11 protein-coding genes are annotated in these 15,009 nt (G+C 74.0%); 5 read left to right on the top strand and 6 right to left on the bottom strand.

Going from position 1 to position 15,009, the window contains the following annotated elements:
• Window positions 1-210 precede the first annotated feature (210 nt).
• Both ACZ4UX_RS13105 and ACZ4UX_RS13110 read left to right on the top strand, forming a co-directional pair.
• On the top strand, window positions 211-732 hold the full coding sequence (locus ACZ4UX_RS13105; RefSeq protein WP_329489576.1) for a GtrA family protein: 522 nt from the start codon (window positions 211-213) through the stop codon (window positions 730-732).
• 151 nt (window positions 733-883) lie between these two features.
• Window positions 884-2,098, top strand: coding sequence for an ROK family protein (locus ACZ4UX_RS13110; protein WP_465706751.1), 1,215 nt, complete (start codon window positions 884-886; stop codon window positions 2,096-2,098).
• A gap of 40 nt (window positions 2,099-2,138) precedes the next feature.
• Here ACZ4UX_RS13110 and ACZ4UX_RS13115 read toward each other — a convergent pair whose 3' ends face one another.
• Window positions 2,139-3,182, bottom strand: a complete 1,044-nt coding sequence (locus ACZ4UX_RS13115; protein ID WP_329489577.1) for an ABC transporter permease — start codon at window positions 3,180-3,182, stop codon at window positions 2,139-2,141.
• A 111-nt stretch (window positions 3,183-3,293) separates the two neighbouring features.
• On the opposite strand from ACZ4UX_RS13115, the gene ACZ4UX_RS13120 reads away from it, so the two are divergent.
• Entirely contained in the window at window positions 3,294-3,752 is a 459-nt protein-coding gene (locus tag ACZ4UX_RS13120; protein WP_329489578.1) for a MarR family winged helix-turn-helix transcriptional regulator, read from the top strand.
• Window positions 3,753-3,967: 215 nt separating this feature from the next.
• Window positions 3,968-5,464, top strand: coding sequence for an MDR family MFS transporter (locus ACZ4UX_RS13125; RefSeq protein WP_465602188.1), 1,497 nt, complete (start codon window positions 3,968-3,970; stop codon window positions 5,462-5,464).
• An 85-nt stretch (window positions 5,465-5,549) separates the two neighbouring features.
• On the opposite strand, the gene ACZ4UX_RS13130 is transcribed toward ACZ4UX_RS13125, so the two are convergent.
• Together ACZ4UX_RS13130 and ACZ4UX_RS13135 are read right to left on the bottom strand one after the other, a co-directional pair.
• Window positions 5,550-5,804: a hypothetical protein gene (locus tag ACZ4UX_RS13130; RefSeq protein ID WP_329489580.1), complete on the bottom strand. Its 255-nt coding sequence runs from the start codon at window positions 5,802-5,804 to the stop codon at window positions 5,550-5,552.
• Between the two features lie 26 nt (window positions 5,805-5,830).
• The gene (locus ACZ4UX_RS13135; protein WP_465706668.1) at window positions 5,831-7,015 is read right to left on the bottom strand and encodes an inorganic phosphate transporter; all 1,185 of its coding nucleotides are present in this window, start codon (window positions 7,013-7,015) and stop codon (window positions 5,831-5,833) included.
• A 384-nt stretch (window positions 7,016-7,399) separates the two neighbouring features.
• Here ACZ4UX_RS13135 and ACZ4UX_RS13140 point away from each other — a divergent pair, with 384 nt between their 5' ends.
• A complete protein-coding gene (locus ACZ4UX_RS13140; RefSeq protein ID WP_359835012.1) occupies window positions 7,400-8,989 on the top strand; it encodes a C40 family peptidase in 1,590 nt (529 codons plus the stop codon).
• A 48-nt stretch (window positions 8,990-9,037) separates the two neighbouring features.
• Here the strand turns inward: ACZ4UX_RS13140 and ACZ4UX_RS13145 are convergent, their stop codons facing one another.
• The 3 genes from ACZ4UX_RS13145 to ACZ4UX_RS13155 all read right to left on the bottom strand — a co-directional run bounded on the left by ACZ4UX_RS13145 (window position 9,038) and on the right by ACZ4UX_RS13155 (window position 14,793).
• Entirely contained in the window at window positions 9,038-11,323 is a 2,286-nt protein-coding gene (locus ACZ4UX_RS13145; RefSeq protein WP_465706669.1) for an FdhF/YdeP family oxidoreductase, read from the bottom strand.
• 402 nt (window positions 11,324-11,725) lie between these two features.
• On the bottom strand, window positions 11,726-13,756 hold the full coding sequence (locus ACZ4UX_RS13150) for an FAD/NAD(P)-binding protein (RefSeq protein ID WP_465706670.1): 2,031 nt from the start codon (window positions 13,754-13,756) through the stop codon (window positions 11,726-11,728).
• A complete protein-coding gene (locus ACZ4UX_RS13155; protein ID WP_352289314.1) occupies window positions 13,753-14,793 on the bottom strand; it encodes an amino acid ABC transporter permease in 1,041 nt (346 codons plus the stop codon). The genes ACZ4UX_RS13150 and ACZ4UX_RS13155 overlap by 4 nt, the downstream gene beginning before the upstream one ends.
• Window positions 14,794-15,009 lie beyond the last annotated feature (216 nt).

Here is a 15,009-nt window from a genome sequence, read left to right on the forward strand (position 1 = left end):
CCCCCCCCCCCCCCCCCCCCCCCCCCCCCCCCCCCCCCCCCCCCCCCCCCACCCCTCCCCCCCCCCCCCCCCCCCCCCCCCCCCCCCCCCCGTTCGCACGACCGGGGGCGCCGGGCGGCGCGGGAGCGCCGGGAGCCGCTGGGCCGCCGGGCCGCTTTCCGCCGATTCCGTCGGAGGGAGCGTCGGCGGACCCCGTGCGAAACTGCGAGGATGCCGTCCCCCACTCAGCGCGCCCTGGCCAAGGTGCCGGCGGGGCTGCGCCCGTTCCTGGTCAGGCACCGCAGGCTGGTGAAGGTCCTGCTGGTCGGGGGGACGTGCTTCGTTCTGACAACAGTGATCAACTTCTCACTGAAGTTCACCCTTTTGGAGCACAAACCGGTGGTGGCGCTCACCATCGCGACCGTGGTGGCCACCACCGTCTCCTACGTGCTCAACCGCCGGTGGTCCTTCCGGGCCCGCGGCCACCGGCGTGAGGTGTTGCTGTTCCTGCTCGTCAGCGTGGTGGCGATCGGCGTCAACGACCTCCCGCTGATCGTCTCGCGCTACGTCCTGGACCTGCGCGAGCCGCAGGTGACGCCCTTCACCCAGGAGGTGGCCGACTTCCTGAGCGGCATGGTCCTCGGCACCTTCGTCGCGATGCTCTTCCGCTTCTGGGCGATGCAGCGCTGGGTCTTCACGCGCTTCCCCGAGCCCGTCGCCCCCCGCGTGGAGCAGCCGCAGCGGATCCCGTAGCGGCCCGGCGCGGCGGGGCGCCGGAGCGGCCGATCCGCCCCCCTGGCCCGGCGGGAGCGCCCGGCCGAACGCGGTTACGCTGCAGACACCGGTCCGAACTGCGGGACCCGCCCACCGGCGGGGCGGGCGGAAGCTGAGCGGGGTGAGCGCGATGCGCGAGACGGACGGCCTCCGGGCCGGGCCGGCCAGCCAGCAGGGCATGCGGCGGGCCAATCTGGCGCTGGTGCTCGGCGTGATCGCGCGGGCCCCGCGCTCGCGCGCGGAGGTCGCCGCGGAGAGCGGGCTGACCAGGGCGGCGGTGTCCTCGCTCGCCGAGGAGCTGATCGCGGCCCGGCTGGTGGTCGAGGAGGGTCCGGCGGCGCCCAGCGGCAAGGTCGGCCGGCCCGGGACGGCCCTGGGGCTCAACCCCGAGGGACCGGCGGGTCTGGGCGCCGAGATCGGGGTCGAGCACCTCGGCGCCTGCGTGGTCGACCTGCGCGGCGAGGTCCGCGCCTGGCACCGTCAGGAGATCCGCAACCGGGACCGGCGGCCCGCCGCCGTGATGGCCGACCTGGCCGAACTGCTGCGCCGGGCGGTCGTCGACGCGGGGCTGCGCCCGGCCGGGCTGATGCTCGCGGTGCCCGGGCTGGTCGGCGACGGCGACGGGGTGCTCCAGCGCGCCGCCAACCTGGGCTGGCAGGACGTGCCGCTGGCCGCCGAGCTGCGGCCGGCCCTGCGCGCGGCCGGCGCGCAGGGCCTGGCCGAGCTGCCGGTCGAGGCCGAGAACGAGGCCAACCTGGGCGGGCTCGCCGAGCTCTGGCTGGGCGGCGCCCCGGATCACTTCCTGCACGTCTCGGCCGAGGCCGGGGTCGGCTCGGCGATCGTGGTCGGCGGCCGGCTGATGCGCGGGACGCACGGATACGCCGGAGAGCTGGGGCACGTGCCGGTCCACCCGGACGGACCGCGCTGCGCCTGCGGGGCGCACGGCTGCCTGGAGCAGTACGCGGGGGAGGCGGCGGTGCTGCGGGCGGCGGGGCTGGAGGGGATCCGGGGCGACTGGGTCGCCCTGCTCGCCGAGCGGGCCGGGGCCGGGGACGAGGAGGTCCGCGGGGCGCTGGACGGGGCCGGGTCGGCCCTGGGGATCGCCTCGGCCGGGGCGGTCAACCTGCTCGACCCGGCCGAGGTGGTGCTGGGCGGCGGCTACGCCCGGCTGGCGCCCTGGCTGCTGCCGGGGATGCGGGCCGAGCTGGCGGCCCGGGTGACCGTCCGCCCCTGGACGGAGGAGCGGCTGACGGTCTCCCGGCTGGGCCGGCGCGGGCCGCTGCTGGGGGCGGCGGTCGGCGTGGTCCGGGCGATCGTCGCGGACCCGGGCCGGCTCGACGGGTAGGGGCGGTGTCGGGCCGGCCCGGGCGGTGGCGGTGGTCCGGCTACCCGGCGGGCAGCTCGCGGCCCCCGCGCGGCCGGCGCAGCACGGCGGCGAAGGTGACCGCGACGCCGACCAGTGCCCAGACCAGCAGCACGAGCAGCGGCATGGTGAGGTTGGTCGCGCCGAAGTAGGCGATCGAGCGGGCCGCGTCGGTGCCGGCGCCGTTCGGGATCCAGGCGCCGATGGCCCGCCAGAACGGGGGCACCATCGGTGGCGGGAAGACCCCTCCCGCGCTGGGGTTGCCGAGCACCACGAAGATCAGTACCGCGACGCCGATCCCGATGATGTCGAAGAGGCACTGCAGCGCCATGGTGAACGCGCCGACCGTGAACACCACCAGGGCGCCCAGCGCGGCGAGCCCCCAGGACGAGCCGGGCAGGGCGTTCAGCGCCGGTCCGACGATCACCGCCCCGCCGATGCCGGCCGCGATCGAGTACAGCGCGAGGGCGGCGAGCCGAATGGCCGCCCGGTAGGCGTTGGCGGGCTTCGCCCCGGCGCTGACGCCGAGGATCGAGGCGACCAGGTAGCCGCCGACGCACCAGCCGATCACCAGGTAGAAGGAGGACAGGCCGTTGGTGTCGCCCTTGGCCAGCGGGATGGTGTCGACGGTGCGCACCGTCCGGCCCTGGGTCTGGTCCACCGCGGTGACGATGGTCTGGGCGGCCCGGGCTGCGGCCGGGCCGCGGGCGTTGGCGACCAGCAGGGTGTCCTCGGTGCCGGCCGGGTCCACCACCAGCGCGGCGTAGAGCTTCTGGTCCTTGATCCGGGCGGTGGCGGTCTCCGCGTCGGGCGCGGTGGAGGCCCGTACCGCGTTGTCGGGCACCCCCTCCAGCGCCTCGACCAGCTTGGGGGAGACCTGCGGCGGCGCGACCACCGCGATCGAGAGCTCGTGCGGGGTGGGGCTGTGCAGCGCCCCGACGTACGAGGTGATGAAGCCGAGCTGGAGGAGGAGGACGGCGATCACCAGCAGCGCCGCGCGCGGGGTGACCGCCCCCTTCAGTTCGGCGACGAGTCCTGGCCTCGGTCCCTGCCCTGGGGTGGTCATCCACATCTCCTTGCGTATCGGGAAAAACGGATACTTCATACCATCAAGTAGTTGGCTTTCCCGATTTCCCGCGCCGTATGTGGGGGCACTGTGCTGCGGGATACTTGCGCGGTGAGTGCGGCGAATGACGAGGAACCCCTGCTGGCGGTGGAGCGCGAGGTCGCGCTGATGTTCCGCCGGGGCCGGGCCCGGGTGGCGGAACTCTCCCGCCGGGTGCACCCCAGCCTGGAGGGGGCGGCGTACAGCATGCTCGGCTACATCGAGCAGGCCGGGCGGGTGCGGGTGACCGACGTCGGCGTGCACTTCGCGGTGGGCAAGGCCACGGTGAGCCGGCAGATCCGGGCGCTGGAGGAGCTGGGCCTGGTGACCCGGGAGGCGGATCCGCTGGACCGCCGGTCCGCGCTGGTCTCGCTCACCGACGACGGCCGGCGGCGCTACCTGGGCGCGCGGGACGCCCGGATCGAGCGGGTGCGCGAGCTGATGGCCAACTGGTCCGAGGAGGACGTGATCCGCTTCGCCGGGCTGCTGCACCGCTTCAACGACGTGGTCGGGGAGGCTGTCGGGACCTGAGGTCCGGCGGTCCGGCGCGGGTCGCGGGGCGGGACTTTACTTGGGCTTGAAGAAAGTTGCCTTAAGCAACCATTGATCCTATGGTTGCTTAAGGCAACGACTTTTCCGTCCCCCGTCGCCGCCTCCCGCTTCCGCCCCGCACCCGCCGAAGGACCCAGATGACCGTCACCGCCCGAGCCGCGACCGGAGCCGCCACCGCCGACGACGACACACCCATGACCCACCGGCAGGTGCTGGAGGCCCTGTCCGGCCTGCTGCTCGGCCTCTTCGTGGCCGTGCTGTCGTCGACCGTCGTCTCCAACGCCCTGCCGCGCATCCTCACCGACCTGCACGGCGGCCAGTCCGCCTACACCTGGGTGATCACCGCCACCCTGCTCACCCTCACCGCCTCCACCCCGATCTGGGGCAAGCTGTCCGACCTGGCCAGCAAGAAGCTGCTCCTGCAGATCGCCCTGGTGATCTACATCGCCTCGTCCGCGCTGGCCGGCCTCGCCCAGAACACCGGCGAGCTGATCGCCTGCCGCGCGCTGCAGGGCATCGGCGCCGGCGGTGTCACCGCGCTCGCCCAGATCTGCCTGGCGGCGATGGTCCCGCCGCGCGAGCGCGGCCGGTACAGCGGCTACTTCGGCGCGGTCTTCGCCCTCGCCACCATCGGCGGACCGCTGATCGGCGGCGTCATCGTGGACACCTCCTGGCTCGGCTGGCGCTGGTGCTTCTACGTCGGGATCCCGTTCGCGCTGGCCGCGATCGCGGTGCTGCAGCGCACCCTGAAGCTGCCGGTGGTCAAGCGCAAGGTCAAGATCGACTACCTGGGCGCCCTGGTCATCACCGGCGCCGTCAGCCTGCTGATGATCTGGATCACGCTGGCCGGCAAGAACTACGCCTGGCTCTCCTGGCAGACCGCGGCCATGGTCGGCGGCGGCCTGGTGCTGGGCGGGCTCGCCGTGGCGATCGAGAAGCGCGCGGCCGAGCCGATCATCCCGCCGAGCCTCTTCCGCCACCGCACCGTCACCCTGGCGGCGGTCGCCAGCGTGCTGGTCGGCATCGGGATGTACGGCGCGACCACCTTCCTCAGCCAGTACTTCCAGCTGGCCAGGGAGAAGTCCCCGACCATCGCCGGCCTGATGACGCTGCCGATGATCCTCGGCCTGGCCGTCGCCTCCACCGTGGCGGGCAAGCTGATCACCAAGTACGGCCGCTGGAAGGCCTACCTGGTCGCCGGCACCCTGATGCTGGCCGTCGGCTTCGCCCTGCTCGGCACCGCCCGGGCCGACACCGACTACGTGCTGCTCGCCGTCTACATGGCGATCACCGGCATCGGCCTCGGCCTGACCATGCAGAACCTCGTGCTCGCGGTGCAGAACACGGTGCCCCGGCACGAGCTCGGCGCGGCCAGCTCGGTGGTCACCTTCTTCCGCACCATGGGCGGCGCGATGGGCGTCTCCGCCCTCGGGGCCCTGATGAACAACCGGGTCGGCCACTACCTGACGGAGAACCTGGCGGCCGCGCACGTCCCGGCCACCGGCGCCGCGGCCGGCGGCGGCATCCCGGACCTGCACAAGCTGCCCGCCCCGCTCGTCCCGCTGGTGACGGACGCCTTCGGGCACGGGGTCGGCGTGGTCTTCCTGGTCGCGGCGCCGTTCGCGCTGCTGGCCTTCGTGACGGTGCTGTTCATCCGCGAGACCGTGCTGCGCACCGGCCACCAGGGCTGACCGCCGTCGGCGGGGGCACGGGGCAGGACACGGCGAAGGCCGGGGAGCGGAACACCGCTCCCCGGCCTTCGCCGTACTCCGTGCGTCAGTGGCCGGCGATCAGGGACAGACCGTAGAGGACGGCGGCGCCGCAGACCGCGAAGCAGGTGTAGGCACCGGCCAGGGCCAGTCGGCCGCCGCCGGCCGGGGCGTCGGAGCCCGCCGCCGAGCGCTGCGCGGTCAGCGCGGCCTCACGGCGGGAGAGGGCCAGGATGCCCAGCGCGAAGACGGTGACCACCGCGACGGTGATGCCGAAGCTGAAGCCGGCGGTCTGGGCCAGGGCGTTCCACTTGATGTGCATGCTGTGTGCTCCTCAGCCGTCGGCGCTCAGGCCGCGACCGTGGTCGAGGCGGGAGTGGTGGGGGTGCCGGCCGCGGCGGTCGGGGTGATCTCGACCGGGGTGATGTCGCCGGCCTCGTTGACGTTGTCCGCGTGGATCGGCTGGCGGCGGGAGATCAGCCACATCGCGCCCGAGCCGGCGACCAGGACGGCGCCCACCAGGACCACGCCCCAGGTGCCCTGCTCGACCACGAGGGCCGCGAGGCCGGCCACCGCGGCGGCGGCGGGCAGCGTCAGGCCCCAGGTGTAGACCATGCGGCGCACCAGGCTCCAGCGCAGCTCGCCCTTCGGGCCGCCGAGGCCGGCGCCCATGATGCCGCCGGAGCAGACCTGGGTGGTGGAGAGGCCGAAGCCCATGTGCGAGGAGGTCAGGATGACGGTCGCGGCGGCGGACTCGGAGGCGAAGCCCTGCGGCGCCTGGATGTCCGCCAGGCCCTTGCCCATCGAGCGGATGATCCGCCAGCCGCCCATGTAGGTGCCGAGCGCGATCGCCGCACCGGCCGAGACGATCACCCAGGTGGGGGGCAGCGCGCCGGTCGGCAGGGCGCCGACCGAGACCAGGGTCAGGGTGATGATGCCCATCGTCTTCTGGGCGTCGTTGGTGCCGTGGGCCAGCGAGATCAGCGAGGAGGAGAACACCTGGCCGGTCTTGAAGCCCTTGGTGACGGTGGCGCCGTCGCTCTTGCGGGTGATCGCGTACGCCAGCTTCGTGGCGCCCCACGAGGCCAGGCCCGCGACCAGCGGGGAGGCGATCGCCGGGATGAGGATCTTGGTGACCACGGTGTCGAAGTTGACGCCGTGGAGACCGACGCCGACCACGGTGGCGCCGATCAGGCCGCCGTAGAGCGCGTGCGACGAACTGGACGGAAGGCCTCTCAGCCAGGTGATCAGGTTCCAGAGGATCGCGCCGACCAGTGCGGCGAAGATGATCTCCGGATGGATCCCGGCCTTCTCGTTGACGATGCCGCCGGAGATGGTGGTGGCGACCTTCACCGAGAGGAACGCCCCGGCGAAGTTGAGGACGGCCGCGATGGTGACCGCGACCTTGGGTCGAAGGGCTCCGGTGGCGATGGAGGTGGCCATCGCGTTGGCGGTGTCGTGGAACCCGTTGGTGAAGTCGAAGGCGAGCGCCGTGATGATCACAACGGCCACCAGGAACGAGATGTGTTCCATACCCAAACAATCGTCGTAGTTGTCGCACTGACGTTGGTGTCGATCGCGACGGTAGGGAGCCTCGGTGAACGGAAGGTGAACTGAGACGGGCCGCGTGGTTCCGGACGTGTCCAAGGGATTGCCATGACCTTGCCAGGAGGTGTCCCCAGGCCCGCTGAACTGGGCATTGGCGCAGAACGTCCTGGTTCGCTCCGGTTTGCTGAGACCTGTCTCACAACCGACCGAAGAATTCATCGGGCCGTACGGGTGCGGTCTGTTTCTGCCGGGTGACCCATGACAGGATCGGCGAGGATCCGGGCATCCCGGGGATCGGCAGGGGCGGGGAGGAACGAATCCATGGGCGGGGCCGCACAGCGCACGGAGACAGCGGGAACACGACCGTGGGTGCGGGCCGCCCTGCGCTGCGGAGCCGTCCTGGCGGCCGCCGCGCTGGCGCTGCCGCTGGCCGCCCAGGCCGCCTACGCGGCACCGGACCCGGGCAATCCGGGCATCACCGCCCCGGCCGCCGTGCCCGGCGCGGACCCGCTCGCGGAGGCCAAGGCCACCCTCGGGCCGCTGCTCGACCGGCTGCACGAGCTGTACACGGGGGCGGAGGCCGCCACCGAGCAGTTCAACGCCGCCGTCACCAAGGTCGCCGAGCAGCAGGCCACCGTCACCGACCTGGGCGACCGGCTGGACCGTCAGCAGAAGCTCGTGGACGCCGGTACCGACGTGGCCGCCCAGCTCGCCGCCGCCCAGTACCGCAACGGCGCCACCTCGGCCTACGCCGAACTGCTGCTCTCCCAGGACCCGTACGAGGCCGTCACCATCGCCGAACTGCTCTCCGCCGCGAGCCGTTCGCAGTCCGAGTTCCTGGACCGGCTCAAGCTCGACCGCGAAGCGCTCACCGGCCTGCAGAAGCAGAGCGAGGAGGCGCTGAAGAACTCCCAGGCACTGGTCGCCCAGCAGGACGCGGCCAAAGCCAAGCTCGCCACCGACCTGGCCGCCGTCGAGCAGCTGGTCTCCTCGCTCACCGGTGCCCAGCGCACCGAGCTGGAGCAGCTGGAGAAGGCCAAGGCCGACGAGGCCCAGCTGGCCTTCCTCGCCTCCGGCGCCCTCGGCAAGGGCGAGCGCACCCCGTCGCTGGCCGGCCGCGCCGCCGTCGCGTACGCGCTGGCGCAGCTCAACAAGCCGTACGTGTGGGGCGGCGCCGGCCCGGACGTCTTCGACTGCTCCGGCCTCACCTCGCAGGCCTGGCTGCACGCCGGCAAGCCGATCCCGCGCACCAGCCAGGAGCAGTGGGCCCAGCTCCAGCACGTCGCGCTGAACCAGCTGCGCCCCGGTGACCTGGTCATCTACTTCGAGGGCGCCACCCATGTCGCGCTCTACATCGGCGGCGGGCTGGTGGTCCAGGCGCCCCGCCCGGGCGCCGTGATCAAGGTGTCGCCGATCGGCTCGATGCCGATCCTCGGTGCCGTCCGCCCCGACCCGGAGACCGCCTCGGACGAGGCGGGCGGTGCCTGGAAGGTGCCGGACCTCCCGGCGGGCTGGGACAGCGTCACCCCGATCGCCCCGAGCCCGGCCAACCAGGTGCCGGTCGACCCGAACGCGGCGAACCCCGCGCCCGGCACGCCGACCGCGCCCGGTACGCCCACCCCGGGGACGCCGACGCCCGGCACCCCGCAGCCCGGCACCGGCACGCCGACCGACCCGGGGACGCCGACCGGCACCCCGACGGGCACGCCGACCGGGACGCCCACGGGAACGCCGACGGGGACGCCGACCGGTACCCCGACGGGGACGCCGACCGGTACCCCGACGGGCACGCCGACCGGGACGCCCACGGGGACGCCGACCGGTACGCCCACAGGCACCCCCACCGGGACGCCGGCCGGGACTCCCGCGGGCTCGCCCAGCGGCACCCGTACCGGTTCGGCCACCGCCTCGGCCCCGGGCTCCACCTCGGCCACCCCGTTGCCGGCGGGCCAGCACTAGCTCGGCCCGACGGCCGACGGCCCGGGGAGCCCCGGGCCGTCGGCCGGTTCAGTTCGCGCCGCTGTCCGGCTCGAAGCGGATCAGCACGGCCTTGGAGGTCGGGGTGTTGCTGATGTCCGCGGTGGAGTCCAGCGGCACCAGCACGTTGGTCTCCGGGTAGTACGCCGCCGCGCCGCCGCGGGCCACCGGGTAGTGGACCACCTTGAAGTGCGGGGCGCGCCGCTCCACGCCGTCCTTCCACTCGCCGACCAGATCGACGTACCCGCCCTCGGTCAGGCCCAGCTCGGCGGCGTCCACGGGGTTGACCAGCACGACCCGGCGGCCGCCGGTGATGCCGCGGTAGCGGTCGTCCAGGCCGTAGATCGTGGTGTTGTACTGGTCGTGCGAACGGAGCGTCTGCAGCAGCAGCCGGCCCGGCGGGACCTCGGGCGCGGTGAGCGGGTTGACCGTGAAGTTGGCCAGCCCGGTCGCGGTCGGGAAGGTCCGGGAGTCGCGCGGCCCGTGCGGCAGGGTGAACCCGCCGGGCCGGCGGACCTTGTCGTTGAAGCCGTCGAAGCCCGGCACCACCCGGGCGATCCGGTCCCGCAGGGTGTCGTAGTCGTCGGCGAAGTCCTCCCACGGGACGTCGTCCCGGGGGCCGAGCGCCGCGCGGGCCAGCCGGCAGACGATCGCCACCTCGGAGAGCAGCCCCGGCGCCGGCGGGCGCAGGCCGCCGCGCGAGGAGTGCACCTGGCCCATCGAGTCCTCGACGCTGACGAACTGCGCGCCACTGGCGGTGACGTCCCGGTCGGTGCGGCCCAGGGTGGGCAGGATCAGCGCCCGGGCCCCGGTCACGACGTGGGAGCGGTTGAGCTTGGTGGAGACGTGCACGGTGAGCCGGCAGCGGCGCATCGCCGCCTCGGTGACCTCGGTGTCCGGGGTGGCGGCGACGAAGTTGCCGCCCATCGCGAAGAACACCTTCACCCGGCCGTCGCGCATCGCGCGGATGGTGTCCACCGAGTCGTAGCCGTGCGCCCGCGGCGGCTCGAAGCCGAACTCGCCGCCCAGCGCGTCCAGGAAGGCCGCCGAGGGCCGCTCGAAGATGCCCATCGTCCGGTCGCCCTGGACGTTGCTGTGTCCGCGCACCGGGCAGACCCCGGCGCCCGGGCGGCCGACGTTGCCGCGCAGCAGCAGGAAGTTGACCACCTCGCGGATGGTCGGCACGGCGTGCTTGTGCTGGGTGAGGCCCATCGCCCAGCAGACGATGATCTTCCGGGAGGAGAGCACCAGGCGGCCCAGCTCCTCGATCTGCTCCCACGGCAGGCCGGTGGCGGCGAGCACCTCCTCGCGCCGGGTCTGCCGGGCCTCGGCGGCGAACTCCTCGAAGCCGTGGCAGTGCCGCGCGACGAACTCCTCGTCGACGCCGCCGTCCGCGTCGAGGACGAGCCGGTTGAGCGCGCGGAACAGGGCGAGGTCGCCGCCGAGCCGGATCTGCAGGAAGAGGTCGGTCAGCTTGGTGCCGTGGCCGGCCAGGCCGCGGGCGTTCTGCGGGTTCTTGAACCGTTCGAGGCCGGCCTCGGGCAGCGGGTTGACGCTGACGACGGTGGCACCCGCGCGCTTGGCCCGCTCCAGGGCGGAGAGCATCCGCGGGTGGTTGGTGCCCGGGTTCTGGCCCGCCACGATGATCAGGTCGGCCTGGTAGAGGTCCTTGAGGCTGACGCTGCCCTTGCCGACGCCGAGCGTCTCGGTGAGCGCCGAGCCGGAGGACTCGTGGCACATGTTGGAGCAGTCCGGCAGGTTGTTGGTGCCCAGCCGGCGGGCGAACAGCTGGTAGGCGAAGGCGGCCTCGTTGCTCGTCCGGCCGGAGGTGTAGAAGGCCGCGCCGTCCGGGGTGTCCAGGGCGCGCAGCTCCTCGGCGATCAGCGCGAAGGCGTCGTCCCAGGCGATCGGCGTGTAGTGGGTGGCGCCCTCGTCCAGCAGCATCGGCTGGGTGAGGCGGCCCTGCTGGCCGAGCCAGTAGCCGGAGCGTTCGGCCAGCTCGGCCACCGGGTGGGCGGCGAAGAACTCGGCGCGGATCCGGCGCTCGGTGGCCTCCTCGGCGACGGCCTTCGCGCCGTTCTCGCAGAACTCGGCGGTGTGCGTCTTCCCGGGCTCGGGCCAGGCGCAGCCGGGGCAGTCGAAGCCGTCCGGCTGGTTGACCTTGCGCAGGGTGGCGAGGGTGCGCCGAGCACCCATCTGCTCGGTGGCCATCCGGAGGCTGTGGCCGACCGCCGGCAGTCCGGCCGCGGCGTGCTGGGGCGCGGACACCACGGGGGCGTCCTGCGCGGGATCGCTCTGCGGGGCCGGTTTGGCCATGACTGCGCTCCTCGGCTGTGCTCGTCCGGCCGCCGCTCCGTCGCGTGGCCCGGCGTCCATCCTTCCACCCGTTCGAGTCGTCCGGGCCATCCCGGTACCGGTCCCGGCCGACCCCGCACGGTGCGTCGACGGGGTGCGGCCGCTTCGAGAGGCGGGGGCGCGGGTGACCGGCCACCGCGCGGGCCCGGCACGACCTGTCGGCCTGCCTACCAGCAGCGGCCGGCGCTGCCCGCGCGCCGGGGCCCCGGGTGGCCCGCCGGGGCAGGAGCGCCCCGCCAGGGGCCGTGGTGCCGATCCGGCGCCCTCCTGGCCCGGGACGTCGCCTCGGGCCAGGGGGCCGGTGCCTGCCTGACCGGGTTGGAGCGCGGGACCGGCATCACGTCGAGCGGGGGCTGGATCGTGTCAGCTCCGGACCACGTCACCGCCGAGGACCTGGTCGAGGAGCTGCTCGGGCCCCGAGCCGGCCGCGCGGGGCCCCGGGCCGACCACGCGGGCCGCGAGCGGCGCGGTGGGCCGCCCGGTGGGCCGCCCGCCCGCTGCCGGGACGGCCGCCAGGGCCCGCAGGATGGCCCGGGCGGCGGCGTCGTTCTGGCGAAAGCCCGGGGAGTCGGTGCGCGGCCGGGCGAAGGCGGCCGCCGCGCGCAGACTGGTGTGCGGGCCGAGGGCGGTCCGCCGCGGGTGCGGCCCGCCGTCCAGGGCCGGGTCCAGGACCCGGCTGTCCCCGGGCCGGATGGTGAGCAGCCCGGAGCGGTGGGTGTGCTCCTCGTCGCTGACCACCTCCTCCACGATCCGCCCGGCGCGGTGCAGGTCCCGCAGGACCGGGTCCCGGGTGCGGGCCAGCGCGTGCTTGGGCAGATAGGCCTCGATCAGCGCGGTGGCCTCGACGCGGTGCCCGGGCACGGTGCTACCGGACGCCCGCCAGGTGCCGGTCGCCTCGTCCCGGTCGACCCGGACGCCCGCGCCCAGGAAGCGGACCACGCCCGCCTCGGAGAGCGCGAGCAGCTGGCGCAGCCGGAAGCCGGGCGGGCCGGAGGCGAGGTAGCTGAAGTAGCCGAAGAACCACTCGTCGACCTCCTCGCCGACCGAGCGGGCGGTGAGCCGGCCGGAGGCCAGCACGCGGGGCAGTTGGCCGAAGAGCGAGAGCAGGGCGAGGAAGGCGCCGAGGTCGGCGCTGTGGGCCGGGTCGGCGCGGCGGTCGGCGTCCTCGGCGATGTAGCCGCGCAGATGGCGCTGGAGCTCCTCGGCGGAGCCGAGTTCGAGACCGGCCAGCGGGAAGTCGAGCCGTTCGAAGTCCAGCCGGTCGGCCTCGTCGGGGACGGCCCGGGCGATCAGCCGGGCGAGCTCGGGCGCGTACCAGTCGTGGGCGTCGTAGCCGGCGAGGAACTCGGCCCAGGGGAGCGCGGTGCGTTCGGGGTGGGCGTGGAACAGTTCGTGGTAGTGCCCGAAGCCGATGTCCTTCGCCATCAACGGCCAGAAGTCGCGGCGCAGTTCGAGCGGTCCGGGGCGCGCGAGAACGGCGTCCACGGCGGCCGCGTCGAAGTAGCGGGGGAGCGGGGCGGGCGGCCCCTGGAGCCGGTAGCCGGTCTTGGAGTGGTAGGGCACCCCGCGTCGGGAGCCGACGTGGATCACCGGCTCGCGGCCGGAGGGCCGGTAGACCGGGCCGTCCGGCGTCTCCTCGAAGCGGCCGCCCCGGCCTTCGGTGAGCAGGGCGACCAGGTCGACGAAGGCGAGCCCGAAGCCGCGCAGGACGACGTGCTCGCCGGCGCCGATGCCGCTCAGGTCGGCGTCGGCGGAGAAGGCGGGCGGCAGGTGGAAGCGGCCGTGCCGGGCGGCGAACCCGGCGTCCGCGGCGTACCGGGGGTGCGGGGCGGAGTCGAGGTGGCCGAGGGTCAGGGTGACGTGGTCGGCGGTGAGCACCCGGTCCCCGAGGTGGACCAGCTGCGGGCCGTCCACCGGGCCCTCGACCCGGCGGACGGTGTCCCGGTGCACGGTGACGGTGATGTGCGGCGGGAGGTCGGCGACGGCGCGGCGGAACACCCAGTCCAGGTAGGCGCTCTGGGCCCGGCGGGTGGGGAAGTCGGTCGGCGCCAGGGCGCCCAGCTCGGCCCGGACCGCCGGGTCCTCGACCTCCCGGTAGGGCGCGAACTCCCTCTGCCGGGCGGCCCATTCGGCCAGCGAGGGCCCGGGGCGGACCGGCCCGTCGATGGTGGACCGCTCGTCGGTGAACATCGTGACGTCCTCGGCCATCGAGTTCATCCGGAGCAGCGGGGACTGGTCGTAGCGCCAGATCCGGCCCGCGCCGGGCGGGTGCGGGTCGACCAGGTGGATCTCCAGCGGGCGCTCGGCGGGCAGGAGTTCGGCCGCGTTGGCGGCGATCCGCTCCAGCAGCCCGGTGCCGCGCGGGCCGGCGCCGACGATCACCAGGGTGGTCAACGCGTCCCCCCGGCTGCGGTCTTGGCGCCGGTCGCGGCGTCGGCCCCGGCCGGGGCGTCGGCGGCGGCGCGCAGTCGGCGCCAGGCCGCGCGGGCCTTCTGCAGTGGGGTGGGCGGCAGGCCGTCGCGGGTGGCGCCCTTGGCGTAGTGCCGCTCGACGTAGTACTGGCCGACGGACAGCACGGTGGTGATCACGATGTACCAGATGGTGGCGACCATCAGCATCGGGATGACCTGGTAGGACTGCAGGTAGACCAGCTGCACCGAGTAGAGCAGGTCGGACACGGCCAGCACGCTGATGATGCTGGTGCCCTTGAGCGCGCTGATCAGCATGTTCCCGGCGGTGGGGACGATCGAGCGCATCGCCTGCGGGACGATGATCCGGCGCAGCACCCGCCAACGGCCCAGCCCGAGCGCCGAGGCGGCCTCCAGCTGGCCGCGGTCGACCGAGAGGATCCCGCCGCGCACCACCTCGGCGGCGTACGCGGCCTCCAGCAGGGTCAGGCCGACCACGGCGGTCAGGGTGGGGCCGAACAGGTTGACGGTCCGGACGGTGACGAACTCCGGGCCGAACGGGATGCCCAGGCCGAGCGTCGGGTAGAGCGCGCCGATGTTGAAGAAGAGCAGCAGCTGCACCAGCGCCGGGGTGGAGCGGAAGATCCAGATGTACGTCCAGCTCAGCGTGCGCAGCACCGGGTTGGTGGAGAGCCGCATGGTGGCGAGCACCGTGCCGAGGACGAAGCCGAGGCCGAGCGTGACGGCGGTCAGCCAGAGGGTCAGGGTGAGGCCGTTCAGGACCGAGGTGGCGGTGAACCAGTCGGCGACGACGTCCCATTGGAAGGCCTTGTTGCGGATCACCGAACTGAGGGCCATCGCGAACAGCAGCAGCGCGACGGCGGCGGAGACCCACTGGCCGGGCCGGCGGCGGGCGACGAGCCGGGCCGAGGGGTCGACGACGGCGCCGGCGGGCGGCTCCGGGGCCGGCACGGGGTTCTCGGTGAGGGAGGGCGCGGGAAGGACGTCCTGCGGGGTGGCCATGAGGAGGCTCCAGGCGGAAGCTGCGGGCAGGCGGGAGGTACGGGGGTGGTCACGTACGGCCGTCGGGCCGGCTCGCGTCCCTCAACGCGACCGGCTCCGCACTGCTCTCCGCATTGATCGTACGCATGCGCGAACGAGGGCTGTCAAGGGTGGCGCCGCCGGGGCACACGGCGACAAGTGATCGCAACAGAGCGGTAATGGACGGTGGTTGACGCC

It is taken from the genome of Kitasatospora sp. NPDC028961 (assembly GCF_055564815.1).